The organism is Blautia caecimuris, from assembly GCF_024622975.1.
Classification (GTDB): domain Bacteria; phylum Bacillota; class Clostridia; order Lachnospirales; family Lachnospiraceae; genus Blautia_A; species Blautia_A caecimuris.
Window position 1 is genome coordinate 1 of record NZ_JANJZT010000029.1, and the last position, 16,871, is coordinate 16,871.

The window sequence follows — 16,871 nt, forward strand, 5'->3', positions numbered from 1 at the left end:
GTTTCTTCAAAAGAATCATTTCTTTGTGACAGCCAGATTAATTTACCACTTTCTTCCGCCTCTGTCAACTGTTTTTTGCACTTTAAAATACTTTGGTCGATATAGCTGTTTACCGGTCATATTCTTTGAATTCTATTGTCTTGTTTTGCCAAAATCCTACGATAACAGGTGAACCTGTCATTGCCGAAGATCATTTGAAATGCCTTTTAACCAGGCTGCCGGGAAGTTTCTCTGTTCCGTCATAAAATCTCCCGGCACTTCATATGATTAATCAGAAGCTTTTTATATTCGGTATTTTCCATTCACCGACACCCCGTGCAGCACGTACATATTCTGACCAGGAGGCGCACTCTATGAGTTCCAAAACCAAAATCGTTGTTTTACATATGAAAGAGATCATTTATACAGGAATCTTCCTCCTGTTTCTGATCGTTCTGGGAGTTCTGATGTTTTTTATGTTTGATCCCGGCAAAGCTAAATCCGTGTCCACGGATCCGGCTTCCGTTTATACTCCCGGCATCTACCGTTCTTCCATTGAACTTAACGGAAACAGCTTTGACGTGGAAGTTACTGTCGATGCACAGAAAATCCGTTCCATCCATCTGGAAAATCTCAGCGAAAGTACTGCCGCCATGTTTCCGCTTGTAGAACCAACCCTTGAAGAATTATCAAGCCAGATTTACAGCGGTCAGTCTCTGGATGAACTGAAGTATTCCAGCGATCAGAAATACACCTCTCTTATGCTGATCAAAGCCATTGACGAGGCTGTCAGCAAAGCTGAGTTAAAAAAATAAAACAGACAAAAATGCCCATTATCGTTTTTCCTTCGATAACGGGCATTCATTCTGTATAAATCAAAATTGAAAGCTCTTTTGTTTTTTAACTGATATAATCTTCAGAATCGTTTCTGTGGACGATTTCTTTCCTGTCTTTTCCCCGGCTTTTCTTCTCCGGTTCAGATCTTTATTCTGTCCAGCTGCCTGAGCCACAATGTTCCACAGGCATCGCTCGGCATACGAAGATCTCCCCTTGGAGAAACAGCCACACTTCCTACCTTCGGTCCATCCGGCAGACAGGAACGCTTAAACTGCTGGGTAAAGAATCGTCTGTAAAATATCTTCAGCCATTTCAGAATCGTTTCTGCATCATATTCTCCCTCAAAAGCCACCCTGGCCATACGGAAGATTTTTTCAGGCGGACAGGTCCAGCGCAGCATATGATAAAGGAAAAAGTCATGAAGCTCATAGGGGCCTACAAGATCTTCTGTTTTCTGGGCGATCACTCCGTCTTCCGGCGGAAGAAGCTCCGGACTTACCGGAGTATCCAGAATATCAAGAAGGATACCTGACAATTTCTTATCCTCGCAGGTATCTGCACAGTATTTTACAAGATGGCGCACAAGAGTTTTGGGTACAGAGCTGTTCACCCCGTACATGGACATATGATCCCCGTTGTAGGTCGCCCAGCCGAGAGCCAGTTCTGACAGATCTCCTGTTCCGATCACGATTCCTCCTGACTGATTTGCAATATCCATAAGAATCTGGGTTCTCTCTCTTGCCTGTCCGTTTTCATAGGTTACATCATGTTTGTCCGGATCATGACCGATATCCCTGAAATGAAGACTGACTGCCTCTCTGATATTTACCTCTCGAAGCTCCGCACCAAGACAGCGGCTCAGTTCACAGGCATTGGAATAGGTTCTGTCTGTAGTTCCAAAGCACGGCATAGTCACTGCTGTGATTTTTTCTCTTGAAAGTCCCAGCATATCAAAAGCCCTGACTGTTACAAGAAGGGCAAGTGTGGAATCCAGACCTCCGGAAAGTCCTATCACAACATTCTGGCAGTGAATATGATCCAGACGTTTTTTCAGACCTGTTGCCTGAATGTTCAGGATTTCCTCGCAGCGGCGGGCTCTTTCTGTTTCAGAAGAAGGCACAAAAGGTCTGGAGTCAAATTTCTGTTCCAGCTTTGTCTCTGTTTTTTCCAGATAAAACAGCGCCTCTCTGAAGCCTTCTCTTTCTCTGTCTGAAGCAAATCCACAGGTAGTCATTCTCCTGCGTTCATTATTCAGTTTATGGATATCCATAATTCCATAAACAGCTCCGTTTTCAAAGCGTCTGCTTTCTGCAAGAATGGTTCCGTTTTCTGCGATCAGATCATGGCCTCCGTAAACCACATCCTGAGTGGACTCTCCCGGTCCGGCAGAAGCATAGATATATCCGCACACCAGTCTGGCTGACTGACTGCTTACCAGATTTCTCCGGTAAGTATCCTTTCCTGCCAGCTCATCACTGGCAGAAAGATTTACGATCATATTTGCTCCACGATATGCATGTAAATTGCTTGGCGGAGCTGCCACCCACAGGTCTTCGCAAATTTCTGCCGCAACCTTAAGCTCCGGAAACTCCGGACAGGTAAATATAAGGTTCGGAGAAACAGGCACTTCATATTCTTCCGGGTCATCCTCCAGATCACCTTCGTCTATATAGTCCGCATCATCCATGTCAAGCTCATCCAGGAAATCATCCTCTTCAAAATCAAGCCCATCCTCAGTATTTTCCCGGGCATCCACATCCTGCAGATCTTCTTCTCCGAAAAAATGTATCTCAATTTCAGGATCCTTTTCTGCATATGCACCGCAGTAGTCTTCCCCTTTCAGCAGAATCTTTCCATCCACATCTTTTCCCGGGGAAAAATAACGTCCCTCATAAAATTCATTATAATTGGGAATATTCACCTTTGGCACAAAACCCACAATTTTTCCACGATTCAGCGCTGCCGCAGCATTATAAAGTTTTCCCTGGTATTCCAGCGGCAGCCCCACAAAAATAAGTCCGTTTATATCCTCTGTCTCAGCTGCAATACGAAGAAGCTGAGACTTTGCTTCTTTCAGAAGTGTTTCCTGCCAGAAAAGATCCCCACAGGTATAACCTGTAATGCACAGCTCCGGGAACACCATGACCATTGCTCCCTTTTCTGCCATCTCATGTACCATACAGATAATCTCTCCGGCATTATATTCACAGTCCGCTACCCGCACATCAGGTGTTCCTGCACTGACTTTAATAAATCCGTCTTTCATATTTTCCCCTTTCCTGTCCGCATACAACGGACGCCAGGCATCTCTTACCAGCCTGACAGCTTTGCTATCTGCACTTTCTGAGAATCTCTTTCAGCTCTTCAACACTGAACACATAATTTGTATTGCAGAAATGGCAGTTCAGTTCTACTTCCTTTCCCTCCTGGATCATTTCATTCAGATCCTTTCTGCCAATACTGATCAGCGCTTTTTCCACACGTTCTTTGCTGCAGTTGCAGTAAAATTCTGTTGGAACCTTGTCTGTAAATTCAATGTCAAATCCGTCCAGCACTGCCTCCAGAAGACTTTCTGCAGTATGTCCCTGCTCCAGAAGAGTGGTTACAGACTGGATCTTCTGTACATTTTCTTCCAGCTTTGCAATGGTTTCCTCTTCTGCAAAAGGCATAACCTGAATAATAAATCCTCCTGCCTGCTGCACAGTATTGTCCTTATTCATCAGAACTCCAAGTCCTACTGCAGAGGGAACCTGCTCGCTGACTGCAAAATAATACGTAAGGTCTTCTGCAATCTCACTGGTCTGAAGGACTACCTGTCCGGAATAAGGCTCCTTCAGCCCCATATCCTTAATTACATTAAGAAGGCCGATCCCTACTGCGCCGGCAACATCCAGTTTGCCTTTGTCATTTGCCGGAATGATCACCTCAGGATTTCCCACGTAACCCTTCACTCTTCCCTGAGAATCCGCAGTTACAGTAATTCCTTCCAGAGGGCCGCTGGCCTGAATCTGAAGTGTGAGAATATCCTTATCACCCTTCATCATCACACCCATCATAGCCCCTGCAGTAAGCAGTCTTCCAAGAGCTGCCGTCGCCACAGGACTGGTATTATGAGCCTTCCTGGCTGTCTCCACTGTTTCTTTCGTCACTGCCGCGAAGGCGCGCACCTGACTGTTTGCCGCTGTTGCTCTTACAATATAATCACTCATTTTATTCCTCCTGAATCTGTATCTCTTAAATTTTGTCTTATAAAAATAATCCTTTATATTTATCCTTCAGGCTGTATGCTTGCCTTTTTCCTTTGCCACAAAAAACAGTCTTTCACTGTCTTTGGATGCCGGATTCATAGTATAGGCGTCATAAACAGCCACAAGCTCCATCCCTGCCTCAGCGATCAGAGCCTCTATTTCTGACTGCTCATATGCTTTCTGGCAGTGAAGCTCCTCACATTTTTCATAAAGCCCGTCTTCTCTCGGCAAAAAAACTGCCAGCTCATAGATATTTATACCATTTTCCGGATCATAGCTGTTTTCCCAGATAAAGCTTCCTTCATCCCGATTTTCTGCTATGGTTGTCTCTCCCAGAATATCCCGGTATTTGTGAACTGTATTCATATCAAACAGAAAAATACCGCCCGGATCCAGATAATTATTTACCAGTCTGAATACCTGAAGCAGCTCCTTCCTGTCTGTAATGTAATTCAGGCTGTCGCACACACTGATGATCGCCCGTACAGTTCCATACAGTTCAAATTCCTGCATATCCTGAAGAAGATAGAGAATATCCTGCCCGGTCTCCATTTTTTTCTTCATTGCTTCCGCAAGCATTTCCTCAGAATTGTCCACACCAATCATATCATATCCCTTTTGTGCAAGCAATCCCGTCATGGTGCCTGTGCCGCAGCCCAGTTCCAGAACCAGTCCGTCCTCAATTCCCCGGGCTTTCAGATGCTTTTCTACATAAGCTGCCCAGCTTTCATAATCAATATTGTCCATAAACAGGTCATACACCTGTGCAAATTTTCCGTATGCTTCCACTGCACTTCTCCTTTTTATGTAATAATACGCCCGGGAAATCTGCCCGGAACAGACTCTCTGAATGAGAGGAAAAGGCAGATGATCGCTCACCTGCCTTAAATATTCCGCTCTATGATCGCCTCTGCCTCTTATTTACTGAACCGGCATATAGTATACGTCAGCAGCCTCTCCATGCCAGTAATAGCTTGTGCCATCCTCTGTATACACATCCTGGTCATTTGCAAAGCTGTAGGTATTTCCGTCAAAATCAACCCAGTTTCCGTTTCCGTCCGGCTGAATTACCAGCGGCTTACCGTCAGAGTTTCTGTAAATAGTTCTTGTTTCATCTGTATTGGAAAGCTGTTCTTCTGTAAAGCCTGCAGAATTTGTTGTTCCTTCAGAAGAAGACTCTCCGCTTTCCTGGGAATCAGCGCCTGTATCAGCTGCTCCCGCATCTGTATTTCCTGTATCTGCTGCACCTGCATCAGTGTTTCCTGTATTTGCTGCCGCATCGTTTCCTGTTGCGTCTGCGCCTGCCGCGTCTTTATTTTCTGTATTTCCGGCCGGTGCTGCTGTTCCCGGAGCCGCCTCTTTCAGTGAAGAATTTCCAAGAATCTTAAAGGAATCCACTGCGCTCTTTACAGATGCCAGGGCTTCTTCTTTTTTTACAGAAGCTTCAATAGAATAGTATTCACTGGCATTTGCAAATACTTTATGAACCACATAAAGAGCTCCGTCACTCTTTTCTGTATTCAGCATTTTTGTCACATAGCTGTACACACCGATTCCGTTCACATCCTCAGCTTTATAGTCCTGGATCTCAAAATCAGTGCCCTGAACCTTATCTCCGTCTGCCTGATCCAGAGAAACAGCCATATCCTGTGTGCTTGGAATCACAGTAGCAGCCATTGTCTCTTCTCCCTGACCATGAAGAATAAGGATATTGCCATTGTCCGGGGACTCAAAGCTGATGGTATCTGTCTCGTCAGTTTTGTTTGCCCAGGTAGCATCCGGAAGATTAATGGAAACAGATTTATCTGCGGAGGTATAAGTGGTATCCTGTACATTGGGGGCAATGGTAGGTGTAGCTGTTGGAGCCTTTGTCACCTCCGGCGCCGGTGTTACGCTGACAACCTTCTGAGCTTCCGGCTCGTCCTCACCGAAACCGCAGCCTGCCATAAAGACAGATGCTGATATTGTAACCGCTAAAACAGCAAGTAATTTTTTGTTCTTCATAATATCCTCCTAAAAAAATTCTGAACTCTACTCAAACTCTTTGTTTCACATTTTACAATTTTATTACATACATGTCAATAAATTTTCCCCGGCATGATGTGAAATTCCTATGAAAAAAGTATAAATTTCTGTCATATCCTTAGTTGAAGTCCGGCTTTTCAGCCTCTGACTGTATACATAAACAGTTCATGAAGCGCTCTGGTTGCCGTAATATATTCTGCCTGAATTTTCAGCGGGCTTTTGTCTGAATCCATAAACACACCGTATACTCTGTCAAATTCCAGACCTTTTGCAAGATAAAACGTAGTAACTGTCAGGCCCTTACAAAACTTTCCGCTGTTCCGGTCAAGATAAGAAATCGTATCCCTCTGCTCCGGCGCTTCCGTTTCCAGCTTCTGCTTCAGATAAGCCCCTGCAGCTTCCGCTTCCTTTTCTGTCATAAAGATCACTGCCCCTGTCTCCAGGCGCTCCCTGTCTCTGAACCAGATTCTAAGAACTTCATTTAAAGCCTTTTCTGTACTTTCAAATGTTTCTTCCCGTACAGGCTCTCCATGCCGCTCAAACAGTTCCATACCGGTAATCCCCGCAAGCCGGTTTGCATACTCTGCGATCTCCACTGTATTCCTGTAGCTTCTGTTCATATAGATTTTTCTGATATTTCTGCCGAAAATTCCGGGCAGAAACTTCATAACATCCTGCTGCTTTTCCTCCATGGTCTGAGCCCTGTCGCCCAGTATGGTCATTCTGCATGGAAAAAGCTTCTTCAGGATCAGATACTGGATCCAGGAATAATCCTGCATTTCATCTACAACAAGGTGACGGATATCCCGATGCTCCCTGCACCGGGTCAAATGATATTTCAGATATAAAACAGGGTAAACATCCTCATACTTCAGCCTTCGTTTTTCCAGGGGACGTCTGGGCAGAGGACGAAACCCCTCTCTGTCCAGAAAACGGCTGTAAAGGACATAAAAGTCTCTTGTTCCATACATTCCCAGAAACTTTTCTGTTACCTCATCCTTTTCTTCCTCTGAAAGGTCTCTGTCCCTCAGTGTTTCCACCTGGTCGATAAAATATTCTGCAACAGCTTCCATTCTGGATAAAAGGGGAATGTCCTGAAACCTGAAATAAAACAGACGGATGATCTCAGATTCTTTTATGGAACAGCCTTTATACTCCACATCCCGGAAATTCATCAGTTCATCTTCAAGGCTCATCATAAATCCCTGCAGCCGTGAAACAAATTCCGGAGACTGTTTTTCTCTGTACTGTTTCCAGGTATCCGGATTTTTTACTGCCTTTTCAATCTGATCGTACTTGTCCTCACAGTCTGCTGCCACATCCTGCAGCTCTCTGTAAGCAAAAAGATCAAAACTCATTTCACGGATATTTTCTTCTCCCAGCTCCGGCAGGATATGTGAGATATAATCTGCAAACACACTGTTTGGAGAAAGGATCAGAATGTTGGAAGATTTCAGGTTTTTGCGGTCATGGTAAAGAAGATAAGCGATTCTGTGAAGAGCCACAGAGGTTTTTCCGCTTCCTGCTGTTCCCTGGATCACCATGATCCTGTCCTCTGTATTGCGGATAATGGCATTCTGCTCTTTCTGAATAGTACGGATAATGTTTTTAAGCTGAACCTCTCCGCTTCCTCCAAGCTCTGCTTTCAGAATATCATCATCAATTTTAATGTCGCTTTCAAATTCATAAACAAGCTTTCCCCGGCGGATCTTATACTGCCATTTAGAGCTTATCTCCCCTTCAAAAACTCCCTGAGGAGCTTCGTAGGAAGCCAGCCCTTTGTCATAATCATAAAAAAGGCCGCTGACAGGAGCACGCCAGTCATTTACAAGAGGACGGCTTCCTGCTCTTTCCGCCAGATTTCCGATCCCAATGTAAAACTGCTCCGGCTCCTCATCTCCCTGATAAATAAAATCCACCCTGCCAAAAAACGGGGAATCCTGCATATTGCGGAATCTTTTCCTCAGAAGAAGCTGCTCCTGATTGGCATTTACCTGGGCCAGAAGAGCCTGTCTGTTATCAAATTCCTCATATCCGTACTGGTCCATTTCTGTATAATTTTCCCAGTAATATTCATGCATGTCCTCAATTTCCCTGGCACCGGCCTCAATGGAAGCATTTACTTCTTCCAGCCTTTTTTCAAGACATGCAAGCACCTGTTCCAGATATTCCTGTCCGGATTTTTCTGTCTGCATACGCTCAGGCTACCACAACAGCAGTACCGCTGACAGTTACCATAAGCATTCCATTGTCAGATCCGAGAACCTCATAGTCCACATCCACACCCACTACGGCATTTGCGCCCCTCTGTGCTGCCCTTTCTTCCATTTCTCTTAACGCCTCTTCTCTTGCGTGCATCAGCTCATCCTCATAGCTTGCGGATCTTCCGCCGAAAAAGTTTCTCATTCCTGCTGTGAAATCCTTCAGCACATTTACTCCGCTGACCACCTCGCCAAAAACAATTCCTTTATATTCTACGATTTTCTTTCCATCTACATTTGCAGTTGTTGTTACGATCATTTGATGTTCCTCCCTTCATCTTCCGGCTGATTTCTCTATACAGCTCTGATGTACGAAACTCATTCCATCTGTTTACGGTATATTCGTTACTGTTCGCTCTTTTCACAGCAATTTGCCCTGTGAACAGCTGCTGATATTATAATATATTTTGCGTAAACTGCTGTAATCCATACCTGCCTGAAAGAATTATTGTCTTTCACAGTAATAAAGAATTTTCTGTATTTTTCATTATATCCAAAAGAGCAGTGGCTGACAAGGATTTATTCCTCAGTCAGTCCACTGCCCTGGGTTATTGTTCTGCTGTCTGTACCTTTTGCCGCCCTGCCCGAAATCTGTTCTGCCTGTCTGCGGCAGTCAAAATTTTATTTTCTCAGGAGCACTGAGCCTTCTGCTCAAACTGGCTGTTATACAGTTCTGCATAAAAACCGCCCTTTTCCAGAAGTTCCTTATGATTTCCCTGCTCAATGATATCTCCGTCCTTCATTACAAGGATCAGATCCGCATCCTTGATGGTAGAAAGACGATGGGCGATCACAAAACTGGTTCTGCCTTTCATCAGGTTATTCATGGCCTTCTGAATCTGCATTTCTGTACGGGTATCCACAGATGAGGTTGCCTCATCCAGGATCAGGATTTTATTGTCTGCCAGAATTGCTCTTGCAATTGTCAGAAGCTGCTTCTGTCCCTGAGAAATATTGCTGGTCTCCTCATCAAGGACCATCTGATAGCCACCGGGCTGCTGCATGATAAAATTATGGATATGGGCTGCCTTTGCAGCGGCGATCACCTCTTCATCTGTGGCATCCAGCCGTCCGTACCGGATATTTTCCATGATGGTTCCGGAAAACAGCCAGGTGTCCTGAAGTACCATTCCAAACATTTCACGAAGCTCGCTTCTGTTAAAATCCCTGATATTATGTCCGTCAACCATGATCTCTCCGCTGTTTACATCATAAAAACGCATCAGAAGCTTCACCATGGTTGTTTTTCCTGCGCCTGTAGGTCCTACAATGGCAATCTTCTGTCCGTCTGTGACTTCTGCAGAAAAATCATGGATGATGATCTTTTCCGGATTGTAGCCAAAGGAAACATGCTCAAACTGCACATCCCCTGTAAGATTTTTTACAGAAACAGGATTCTCTGCAGTCTGCTCTTCCTCCGGCTCCTCCAGAAACTCAAATACACGCTCAGAAGCTGCCGCTGAGGACTGAAGCAGATTTACCACCTGGGCGATCTGCTGGATAGGCTGGGTAAAGTTACGGATATACTGGAAAAAGGACTGGATATCTCCCACCTCAATGCTTCCCTTAATAGTGAAGATTCCTCCCAGGAAAGCAACCATTACATATCCCAGGTTTCCTACAAACTGCATGACCGGCATCATCATTCCGGAGAAAAACTGTGATTTCCATGCAGATTCATAAAGCTTTTTGTTGTCCTTTTCAAATTCAGCAACAACATCCTGCTCTTTGTTAAATACCTTGACTACATTGTGTCCGCCGTAGTTTTCCTCAATCTGTCCGTTGACCTTTCCAAGATAGCTCTGCTGATCACGGAAGTATTTCTGAGAATGTTTCATGACAAAATTAATGATCACCATGGAAACCGGCAGGATCAGAAGCGCTGCCAGCGTCATCCAGACGTTAATGGACAGCATCATAAACAGTACACCGATAATGGTAGTAACTGAGGTGATCAGCTGTGTCATACTCTGGTTCAGGCTCATCTGCAAAGTGTCCACATCATTTGTTACCCTGGAAAGAATCTCACCGTTTGTCCTGCTCTCAAAATAATTCAGCGGAAGACGGTTGATCTTTTTTGAAATATCTTTCCTCAGATTATAGGTAACATCATTGGAAATTCCTGTCATCACAAAGCCCTGGATAAAGGAAAAACCGGAACTTGCCAGATAAAGAATCATAACTCCCAGAAGGATCATTGCGATCTTTTCAAAATTGATCCCTCCTGTTCCGTTTACCTTGGCTACCAGTCCGGAAAACAGCTCTGTGGTAGCTTTTCCCAGAATCTTCGGTCCCCATATGTTAAAAATCGTACCTGCCACTGCAAAAACAAACATCAGTATAAACCGGAATTTATACCGTTCCATATACCGGAACAGCTTTGCCATGGAGCCTTTAAAATCCTTTGCCTTTTCCCCTCCATGCATTCCTCTTCCATGGCCCATGGGGCCTCTTCTATTTTCACTCATTTGCCAGTTCCTCCTCTGATAACTGTGACATGGCGATCTGACGATAAACCTCACAGTTTTCCATCAGTTCTCTGTGAGTTCCCAGTCCCGCCATCTTTCCGTCATCCAGTACAAGAATCTGATCTGCGTTCAGAATCGTACTGATACGCTGGGCAACGATAATGGTCGTCGCATTTTTTGTATGCTCCTTTAAAGCTTTTCGAAGGGCCTTGTCTGTTTTAAAGTCCAGAGCAGAAAAGCTGTCGTCAAAAATAAAGATCTCCGGATCCTTTGCCACTGCCCTTGCAATGGAAAGCCTCTGCTTCTGTCCGCCTGAAACATTGGTTCCTCCCTGAGCGACCGGAGACTCATATCCATGAGGTTTTTCTTCAATAAAATCCTGCGCCTGGGCAACCATGGCCGCTTTCTTTACCTGTTCCTCTGAAATATCGGTTTTTCCATAACGGATATTGGAATCAATAGTTCCGGAAAAAAGGACTCCCTTCTGCGGAACATATCCAAGGCGATCACGAAGCTCTTTCTGGGACATGCTTCTTACATCCACTCCGTCAACCTTTACGCATCCCTGTGTCACATCATAAAATCTGGGGATCAGATTGATTAGAGAGCTTTTTCCGCTTCCGGTACTTCCGATCACAGCCAGTGTCTGGCCTTTTTCCGCTTTAAAGCTGATGTCAGTAAGAACATTTTCTCCGGCATCCGGATAGGCAAAGGATACATGGTCAAACTCTACGGTTCCTTTTATTTCCTGTGACGGATGAACCGGAGCTTCCGGCTCCTTCAGGCTGTTTTCTGTTTCCAGAATTTCCACGATTCGCATTGCTGCAACATTTGCTCTTGGAAGCATAATGGACATGGCAGTGATCATCAGAAAGGCCATGATGATCTGCATGGCATACTGGATAAACGCCATCATATCTCCAACCTGCATGTTTCCTGCATCCACTGCATAGGAGCCATTATATACGATCAGAACTGAAATTCCGTTCATGATCAGCATCATGGAAGGCATCATAAAGGTCATGCAGCGGTTTACAAACAGGTTTGTTTTTGTCAGTACCTTATTTGCATCTTCAAATCTGTCTTCTTCATGTTTTTCTCTGCTGAAGGCGCGGATCACAGGAATACCGGTCAGTATTTCTCTTGTAACAAGATTCAGCCTGTCGATCAGTGTCTGAAGCTTTGTAAATCTGGGCATAGCAATGGAAAACAGAAGTCCGATGATAACAAGGATCAGTACAACGCCCACACCAAGGATCCAGGTCATGGAAGAATCTGTTTCCAGCACTCGAAGCACTCCTCCGATTCCAATGATTGGAGCATACAGAACAATACGGAACATCATTGCCATGGTCATCTGTACCTGCTGCACGTCATTGGTGCTTCTGGTGATCAGAGATGCCGTGGAAAATTTGTTGTACTCATTGCTGGAAAATCCGATCACCTTCCTGTAAATATCCCCTCTGATATCATGGCCCAGACTTGCAGCCACCTTTGCCGAAAGGAAAACTACGGAAATGGAAGCTGCCATGATAAGAAGCGCCATCAGGATCATTTTAAGCCCTGCTTTTCCGATGTATTTCATCTGAAGTCCGTCCACATCCTCGCCAAGAGCCTCATACTCAGCCTGAACATAGGAAACAGCTGCCTGGGTTATCATGGAATCCGGCATATCCCGGAATTTTTCGCCCATGCTCTCTGTCATCTGCGCTCTCGCATCCTCCGGCATCTGTGCAATAGCCTCCACCGGATCTGCTCCTTCCGGTATTCCCATCTGTGCCAGCATTTCCCCGGATGCTTCAGTTTCCATGGTCAGTCCGCCCAGCATCAGCATGGGTTTTCCAAGTATTTCATTGAGGGAAGACCGTGTGTCTTTATCAATATCCTTCAGTACATAAAGCTCTCCGTCTTCTGTGTAAGCGGTTTCCAGCTCAGAAATATCCTCCTGGCTCATAAAAAGCTCCAGAGCGTCCATGGAGGTCTTTCTTATTTTTTGCGGAACGCCGTCTTCAATTCCTTTTTGCTGGATACCTATGTTGACAATTTTTGATGTATAGTCCGGAAGGGACAGATCACAATATGCCTGCAAAAACAAAAGGGCAATGATCAGCGCCACATATCCGGCTGATTTTTTCAGATATTTCATTAATTTAATCACTTGTCAGCCTCTCCTTTTCCTGTAGATTCTCTGTTTTTTCCTCCGGAATACACGAAATATTTGCAACGATCTGTTCCATAAAACGTCGGAACAGGCATTTTTCAGCATCACTGAATCCCATAAAGGCATAACGTTCATTCAGCTCTATCTGTTCTGCTACCTTCTTCTTCATTTCATATCCCTGATCCGTAAGAAAAATCCTTGTGATTCTCTGATCCTTTTCATCATGTCTGCGGCCGATCAGACCTGCCTTTTCCATACGCTGTACCATAACATTCACTGTCGGAGGCTTTACACACAGTTCCTCCGCGATCTCCCTCTGGCTCATCTCCACACGTTTTGCCAGAAGAAGCAGAATGGGGATCTGTCCCGGGTGTATGCCAAGCTCAGTCATCTGGCTGAAGCATTTTGCAGCATAAGCTCTGTTCAGCTGCATAAACAGGTGCTGAAAACCTGTTTTTTCCTGCGTCTGCGTATCTTCCACGATCTCACCTCGTATTCATTATATATAATTAGTCGGCTAATTATATATAATACTCATTTGCACAAAAAAGGCAAGCTATTTTTGTGCACTTTATACTTATTTCACCGTTTAAACACACTTTTTTCACAAAATAATCATTAGTTCAACAAATGTTTTTCTGGTTTCCAAAAGAAATACAGAACAGTAATTCAGACCTACAATGCAAAATTCATTTTTTCAATAAATTAACAACACGAATATTTCTCAAAAAGAAAAACCGGAGAAAGACCTCCTTTATCAGGAAATCTTCTCCGGCTCTCCATCATATAAACTGGTTTGTATTTTCGTCATACTCATAATCAATGGTTCTGAGTTTTTCTACCAGTTCCTGTTTTTTCAGACCTCTGCAGGTACAGAGTGCTTCCAGGGAATCATAATAATCCCGAAGCTGCGTGTTCACATAACTCAGTAAAATTACCGGGTCCTTGGGTATCATCTGTTTCCGTCCTTTACATTGATAATAAACTGGCCGTCCCTTACATCCAACTCCAGCGTATCTCCTGCATGAACATCGCCGGAAAGAATCTTTTTCGCAGCAAGTGTTTCCACATAATTCTGAAGATAGCGCTTCAGAGGACGGGCTCCATACACAGGATCATAGCCGTTTTCCACAACCTGCGCTTTTGCCGCCTCTGTCAGAGTCAGGGAAAGCTCCTGGTCAGACAGACGCCTGTCAAGCTCTGCCACCATCAGGTCTACTATGTTACCAATATTATTTTTTGTCAAGGGTTTAAACAAAATTATTTCATCCAGACGATTCAGGAACTCCGGTCGGAAATGACCTCTCAAATCATTCATGACCATATCCTGAGCTTCCTGTTTTATATCTCCCTTTTCATCAATACCGTCCAGAAGATAGGGTGAACCTATATTGGAGGTCATGATCAGAATGGTGTTCTTGAAATCCACAGTCCTTCCCTGAGAATCTGTGATACGTCCGTCATCCAACACCTGAAGAAGTACATTAAACACGTCCGGATGAGCCTTTTCAATCTCATCAAACAGCACAACGCTGTACGGCTTTCTTCTGACAGCCTCTGTCAGCTGACCGCCTTCCTCATAGCCCACATATCCCGGAGGCGCTCCGATCAGACGGGATACAGAATATTTCTCCATATATTCACTCATGTCAATGCGGACCATATTCTGTTCATCATCAAAAAGCGTTGCTGCCAGTGTTTTTGCCAGCTCCGTTTTACCTACGCCGGTAGGTCCCAGGAACAGGAAAGAACCAATAGGCTTGGTTGGGTCCTTGATTCCGGCCTTTGACCGCAGAATGGCATCTGTCACAAGGCGCACACCCTCATCCTGACCGATCACCCGTTTATGAAGCTCATCTTCAAGGCTCAGAAGTTTTGTCCTCTCGCCCTCAGTCAGACGGGTAACAGGGATTCCTGTCCATCTGGAAATGATCTTTGCGATCTCATCATCTGTCACAGCCTCATGCACAAGTCGGTTGTCACTTTCCTTTGTATTGCGTTCCTCGATCTCAAGCTGCTGCTGAAGTCTTGGAAGCTCTCCGTACTGAAGCTCTGCAGCCTTTTCCAGGTCATAGCTCTGCTTTGCCTTCTGTATCTGCTTATTCACATCCTCGATCTGCTCACGAAGCTTCTGAAGTTTTTCTACAGAATGCTTTTCATTGTCCCACTGAGCCTTCTGAGTATTAAATTCATCCCGAAGATCAGCAAGCTCCTTCTGAAGGTCAGCAAGACGCTCCTTACTTAAATTATCTGTTTCTTTTTTAAGGGCAGACTCTTCAATCTCCATCTGCATGATCTTACGTCTCTGTTCGTCAAGCTCGGTAGGCATGGAATCCAGCTCCGTCTTGATCAGCGCGCAGGCCTCATCCACAAGGTCAATGGCCTTGTCCGGAAGAAAGCGGTCTGTAATATATCTGTGCGAAAGTGTTGCTGCCGCCACAAGAGCGCTGTCTGTGATCTTTACTCCGTGAAATACCTCATAACGCTCCTTCAGTCCACGAAGAATGGAAATAGTATCCTCCACAGTAGGCTCGTCAACCATAACCGGCTGGAAACGACGTTCCAGAGCGGCGTCCTTTTCAATATACTGACGATACTCATCCAGAGTGGTTGCTCCGATACAGTGAAGTTCTCCTCTTGCAAGCATCGGCTTCAGCATATTTCCCGCATCCATGGCTCCGTCTGTTTTTCCTGCGCCTACGATCAGGTGAAGCTCATCAATAAAGAGAATAATATTTCCCTCGCTTTTTTTCACTTCCTCCAGAACCGCCTTCAGACGTTCCTCAAACTCGCCTCTGTACTTGGCTCCTGCTACAAGGGCGCCCATGTCCAGGGCAAAAATCTTTTTGTTTTTCAGTCCCTCAGGAACGTCTCCGGCAACGATTCGCTGCGCCAGTCCTTCAATGGCAGCGGTTTTACCTACGCCCGGTTCACCGATCAGAACCGGATTGTTCTTTGTCTTACGGGAAAGAATCCTGACAATATTTCGGATCTCCGCATCACGGCCAATTACCGGATCCAGCTTCTGGTTGCGGGCTTTTTCCACCAGGTCCTCTCCGTACTTATTGAGAGTATCATAGGTTGCTTCCGGATTGTCGCTGACGACTCTCTGATTTCCCCTTACTGTAGAAAGCGCCTGAAGAAAACGTTCTCTGGTAATTCCAAATTCGTCAAAAATCTTTTTCATACTGGGACTTGGCTGTTTCAGAAGAGACAGAAACAGATGCTCTACGGAAACGTACTCATCTCCCATAGCTCTGGCTTCGTCTTCTGCACTGACAAGGGATTTATTCAGATACTGTCCGAACCTGAGATCTCCGCCGCTTACCTTTACCCTGGCATCCAGGGCTTTTTTTACTGTATTAACAAAATATTCCTTATTGATCTCCATCTTCTCAATAAGCTTGAGAATCAGGCTGTCCTCCTGACTGAGAAGAGCATACAGAAGATGCTCCTGCTCCACTTCCTGATTGCCGTATTCATAGGCAATCTTTTCCAGATCCTGAACAGCCTGTATGGATTTCTGCGTAAATTTACTGATATTCATAGGCTCTCCTCCTCTATCTGCAAATAAAAATATAACTGGTTACTTCTGATCCTTTGGACCGTAACATTGTTGTCTTGTTCTAGTTCTTGTATAACATATCACATTTTGTTAGCAATGTAAAGAGGTGAGTGCTAATTATTTTGTGAAGAATTTGTGAAGCCTTGATTTTACGGGCTTCACAGGGATTTTTCACTTGCTTTCGCACTCGATTTTCTTGATTTGACCACATTTTACAACAACGACTTCTGGTTTATACCACAGCAGTCACAGTTTCTGCAGGTTCATTTTAGACATCTCGTTCTCCACATGAGGCTTCTCTGCAATATGATTGTAGACATTCATTGT

The 16,871-nt window shown here is 44.7% G+C and carries 12 protein-coding genes; 1 reads left to right on the plus strand and 11 read right to left on the minus strand.

What is annotated here, in order from left to right; genetic code table 11:
- Positions 1–353: 353 nt before the first annotated feature.
- Positions 354–794, plus strand: a complete 441-nt coding sequence (locus NSA57_RS15405) for a hypothetical protein (RefSeq protein ID WP_022066599.1) — start codon at positions 354–356, stop codon at positions 792–794.
- A 161-nt stretch (positions 795–955) separates the two neighbouring features.
- Here NSA57_RS15405 and NSA57_RS15410 read toward each other — a convergent pair whose 3' ends face one another.
- From NSA57_RS15410 to clpB, 11 genes are all read right to left on the minus strand, one after another.
- The gene (locus tag NSA57_RS15410; RefSeq protein ID WP_257465329.1) at positions 956–3,082 is read right to left on the minus strand and encodes an NAD(+) synthase; all 2,127 of its coding nucleotides are present in this window, start codon (positions 3,080–3,082) and stop codon (positions 956–958) included.
- Between the two features lie 64 nt (positions 3,083–3,146).
- On the minus strand, positions 3,147–4,025 hold the full coding sequence (gene hslO / locus NSA57_RS15415; protein ID WP_147598637.1) for an Hsp33 family molecular chaperone HslO: 879 nt from the start codon (positions 4,023–4,025) through the stop codon (positions 3,147–3,149).
- 66 nt (positions 4,026–4,091) lie between these two features.
- Positions 4,092–4,853, minus strand: coding sequence for a class I SAM-dependent DNA methyltransferase (locus tag NSA57_RS15420; RefSeq protein ID WP_147598787.1), 762 nt, complete (start codon positions 4,851–4,853; stop codon positions 4,092–4,094).
- A 132-nt stretch (positions 4,854–4,985) separates the two neighbouring features.
- Positions 4,986–6,068, minus strand: coding sequence for a PsbP-related protein (locus NSA57_RS15425; protein ID WP_257465330.1), 1,083 nt, complete (start codon positions 6,066–6,068; stop codon positions 4,986–4,988).
- Between the two features lie 158 nt (positions 6,069–6,226).
- The gene (locus NSA57_RS15430) at positions 6,227–8,284 is read right to left on the minus strand and encodes a HelD family protein (protein ID WP_257465331.1); all 2,058 of its coding nucleotides are present in this window, start codon (positions 8,282–8,284) and stop codon (positions 6,227–6,229) included.
- Between the two features lie 4 nt (positions 8,285–8,288).
- On the minus strand, positions 8,289–8,609 hold the full coding sequence (locus NSA57_RS15435) for a putative heavy metal-binding protein (protein ID WP_147598640.1): 321 nt from the start codon (positions 8,607–8,609) through the stop codon (positions 8,289–8,291).
- Between the two features lie 370 nt (positions 8,610–8,979).
- A complete protein-coding gene (locus NSA57_RS15440; protein WP_257465332.1) occupies positions 8,980–10,818 on the minus strand; it encodes an ABC transporter ATP-binding protein in 1,839 nt (612 codons plus the stop codon).
- Positions 10,811–12,976, minus strand: a complete 2,166-nt coding sequence (locus tag NSA57_RS15445; protein ID WP_257465333.1) for an ABC transporter ATP-binding protein — start codon at positions 12,974–12,976, stop codon at positions 10,811–10,813. The genes NSA57_RS15440 and NSA57_RS15445 overlap by 8 nt, the downstream gene beginning before the upstream one ends.
- Positions 12,969–13,460, minus strand: coding sequence for a MarR family winged helix-turn-helix transcriptional regulator (locus tag NSA57_RS15450; RefSeq protein ID WP_257465334.1), 492 nt, complete (start codon positions 13,458–13,460; stop codon positions 12,969–12,971). The genes NSA57_RS15445 and NSA57_RS15450 overlap by 8 nt, the downstream gene beginning before the upstream one ends.
- Positions 13,461–13,761: 301 nt before the next feature.
- Positions 13,762–13,935 (minus strand): DUF4250 domain-containing protein, encoded by a 174-nt coding sequence (locus tag NSA57_RS15455; RefSeq protein ID WP_022066609.1) that lies wholly within the window; start codon positions 13,933–13,935, stop codon positions 13,762–13,764.
- Complete coding sequence (gene clpB / locus NSA57_RS15460) at positions 13,932–16,526, minus strand: ATP-dependent chaperone ClpB (protein WP_257465335.1); 2,595 nt, start codon at positions 16,524–16,526, stop codon at positions 13,932–13,934. The genes NSA57_RS15455 and clpB overlap by 4 nt, the downstream gene beginning before the upstream one ends.
- Between the last annotated feature and the right edge of the window lie 345 nt (positions 16,527–16,871).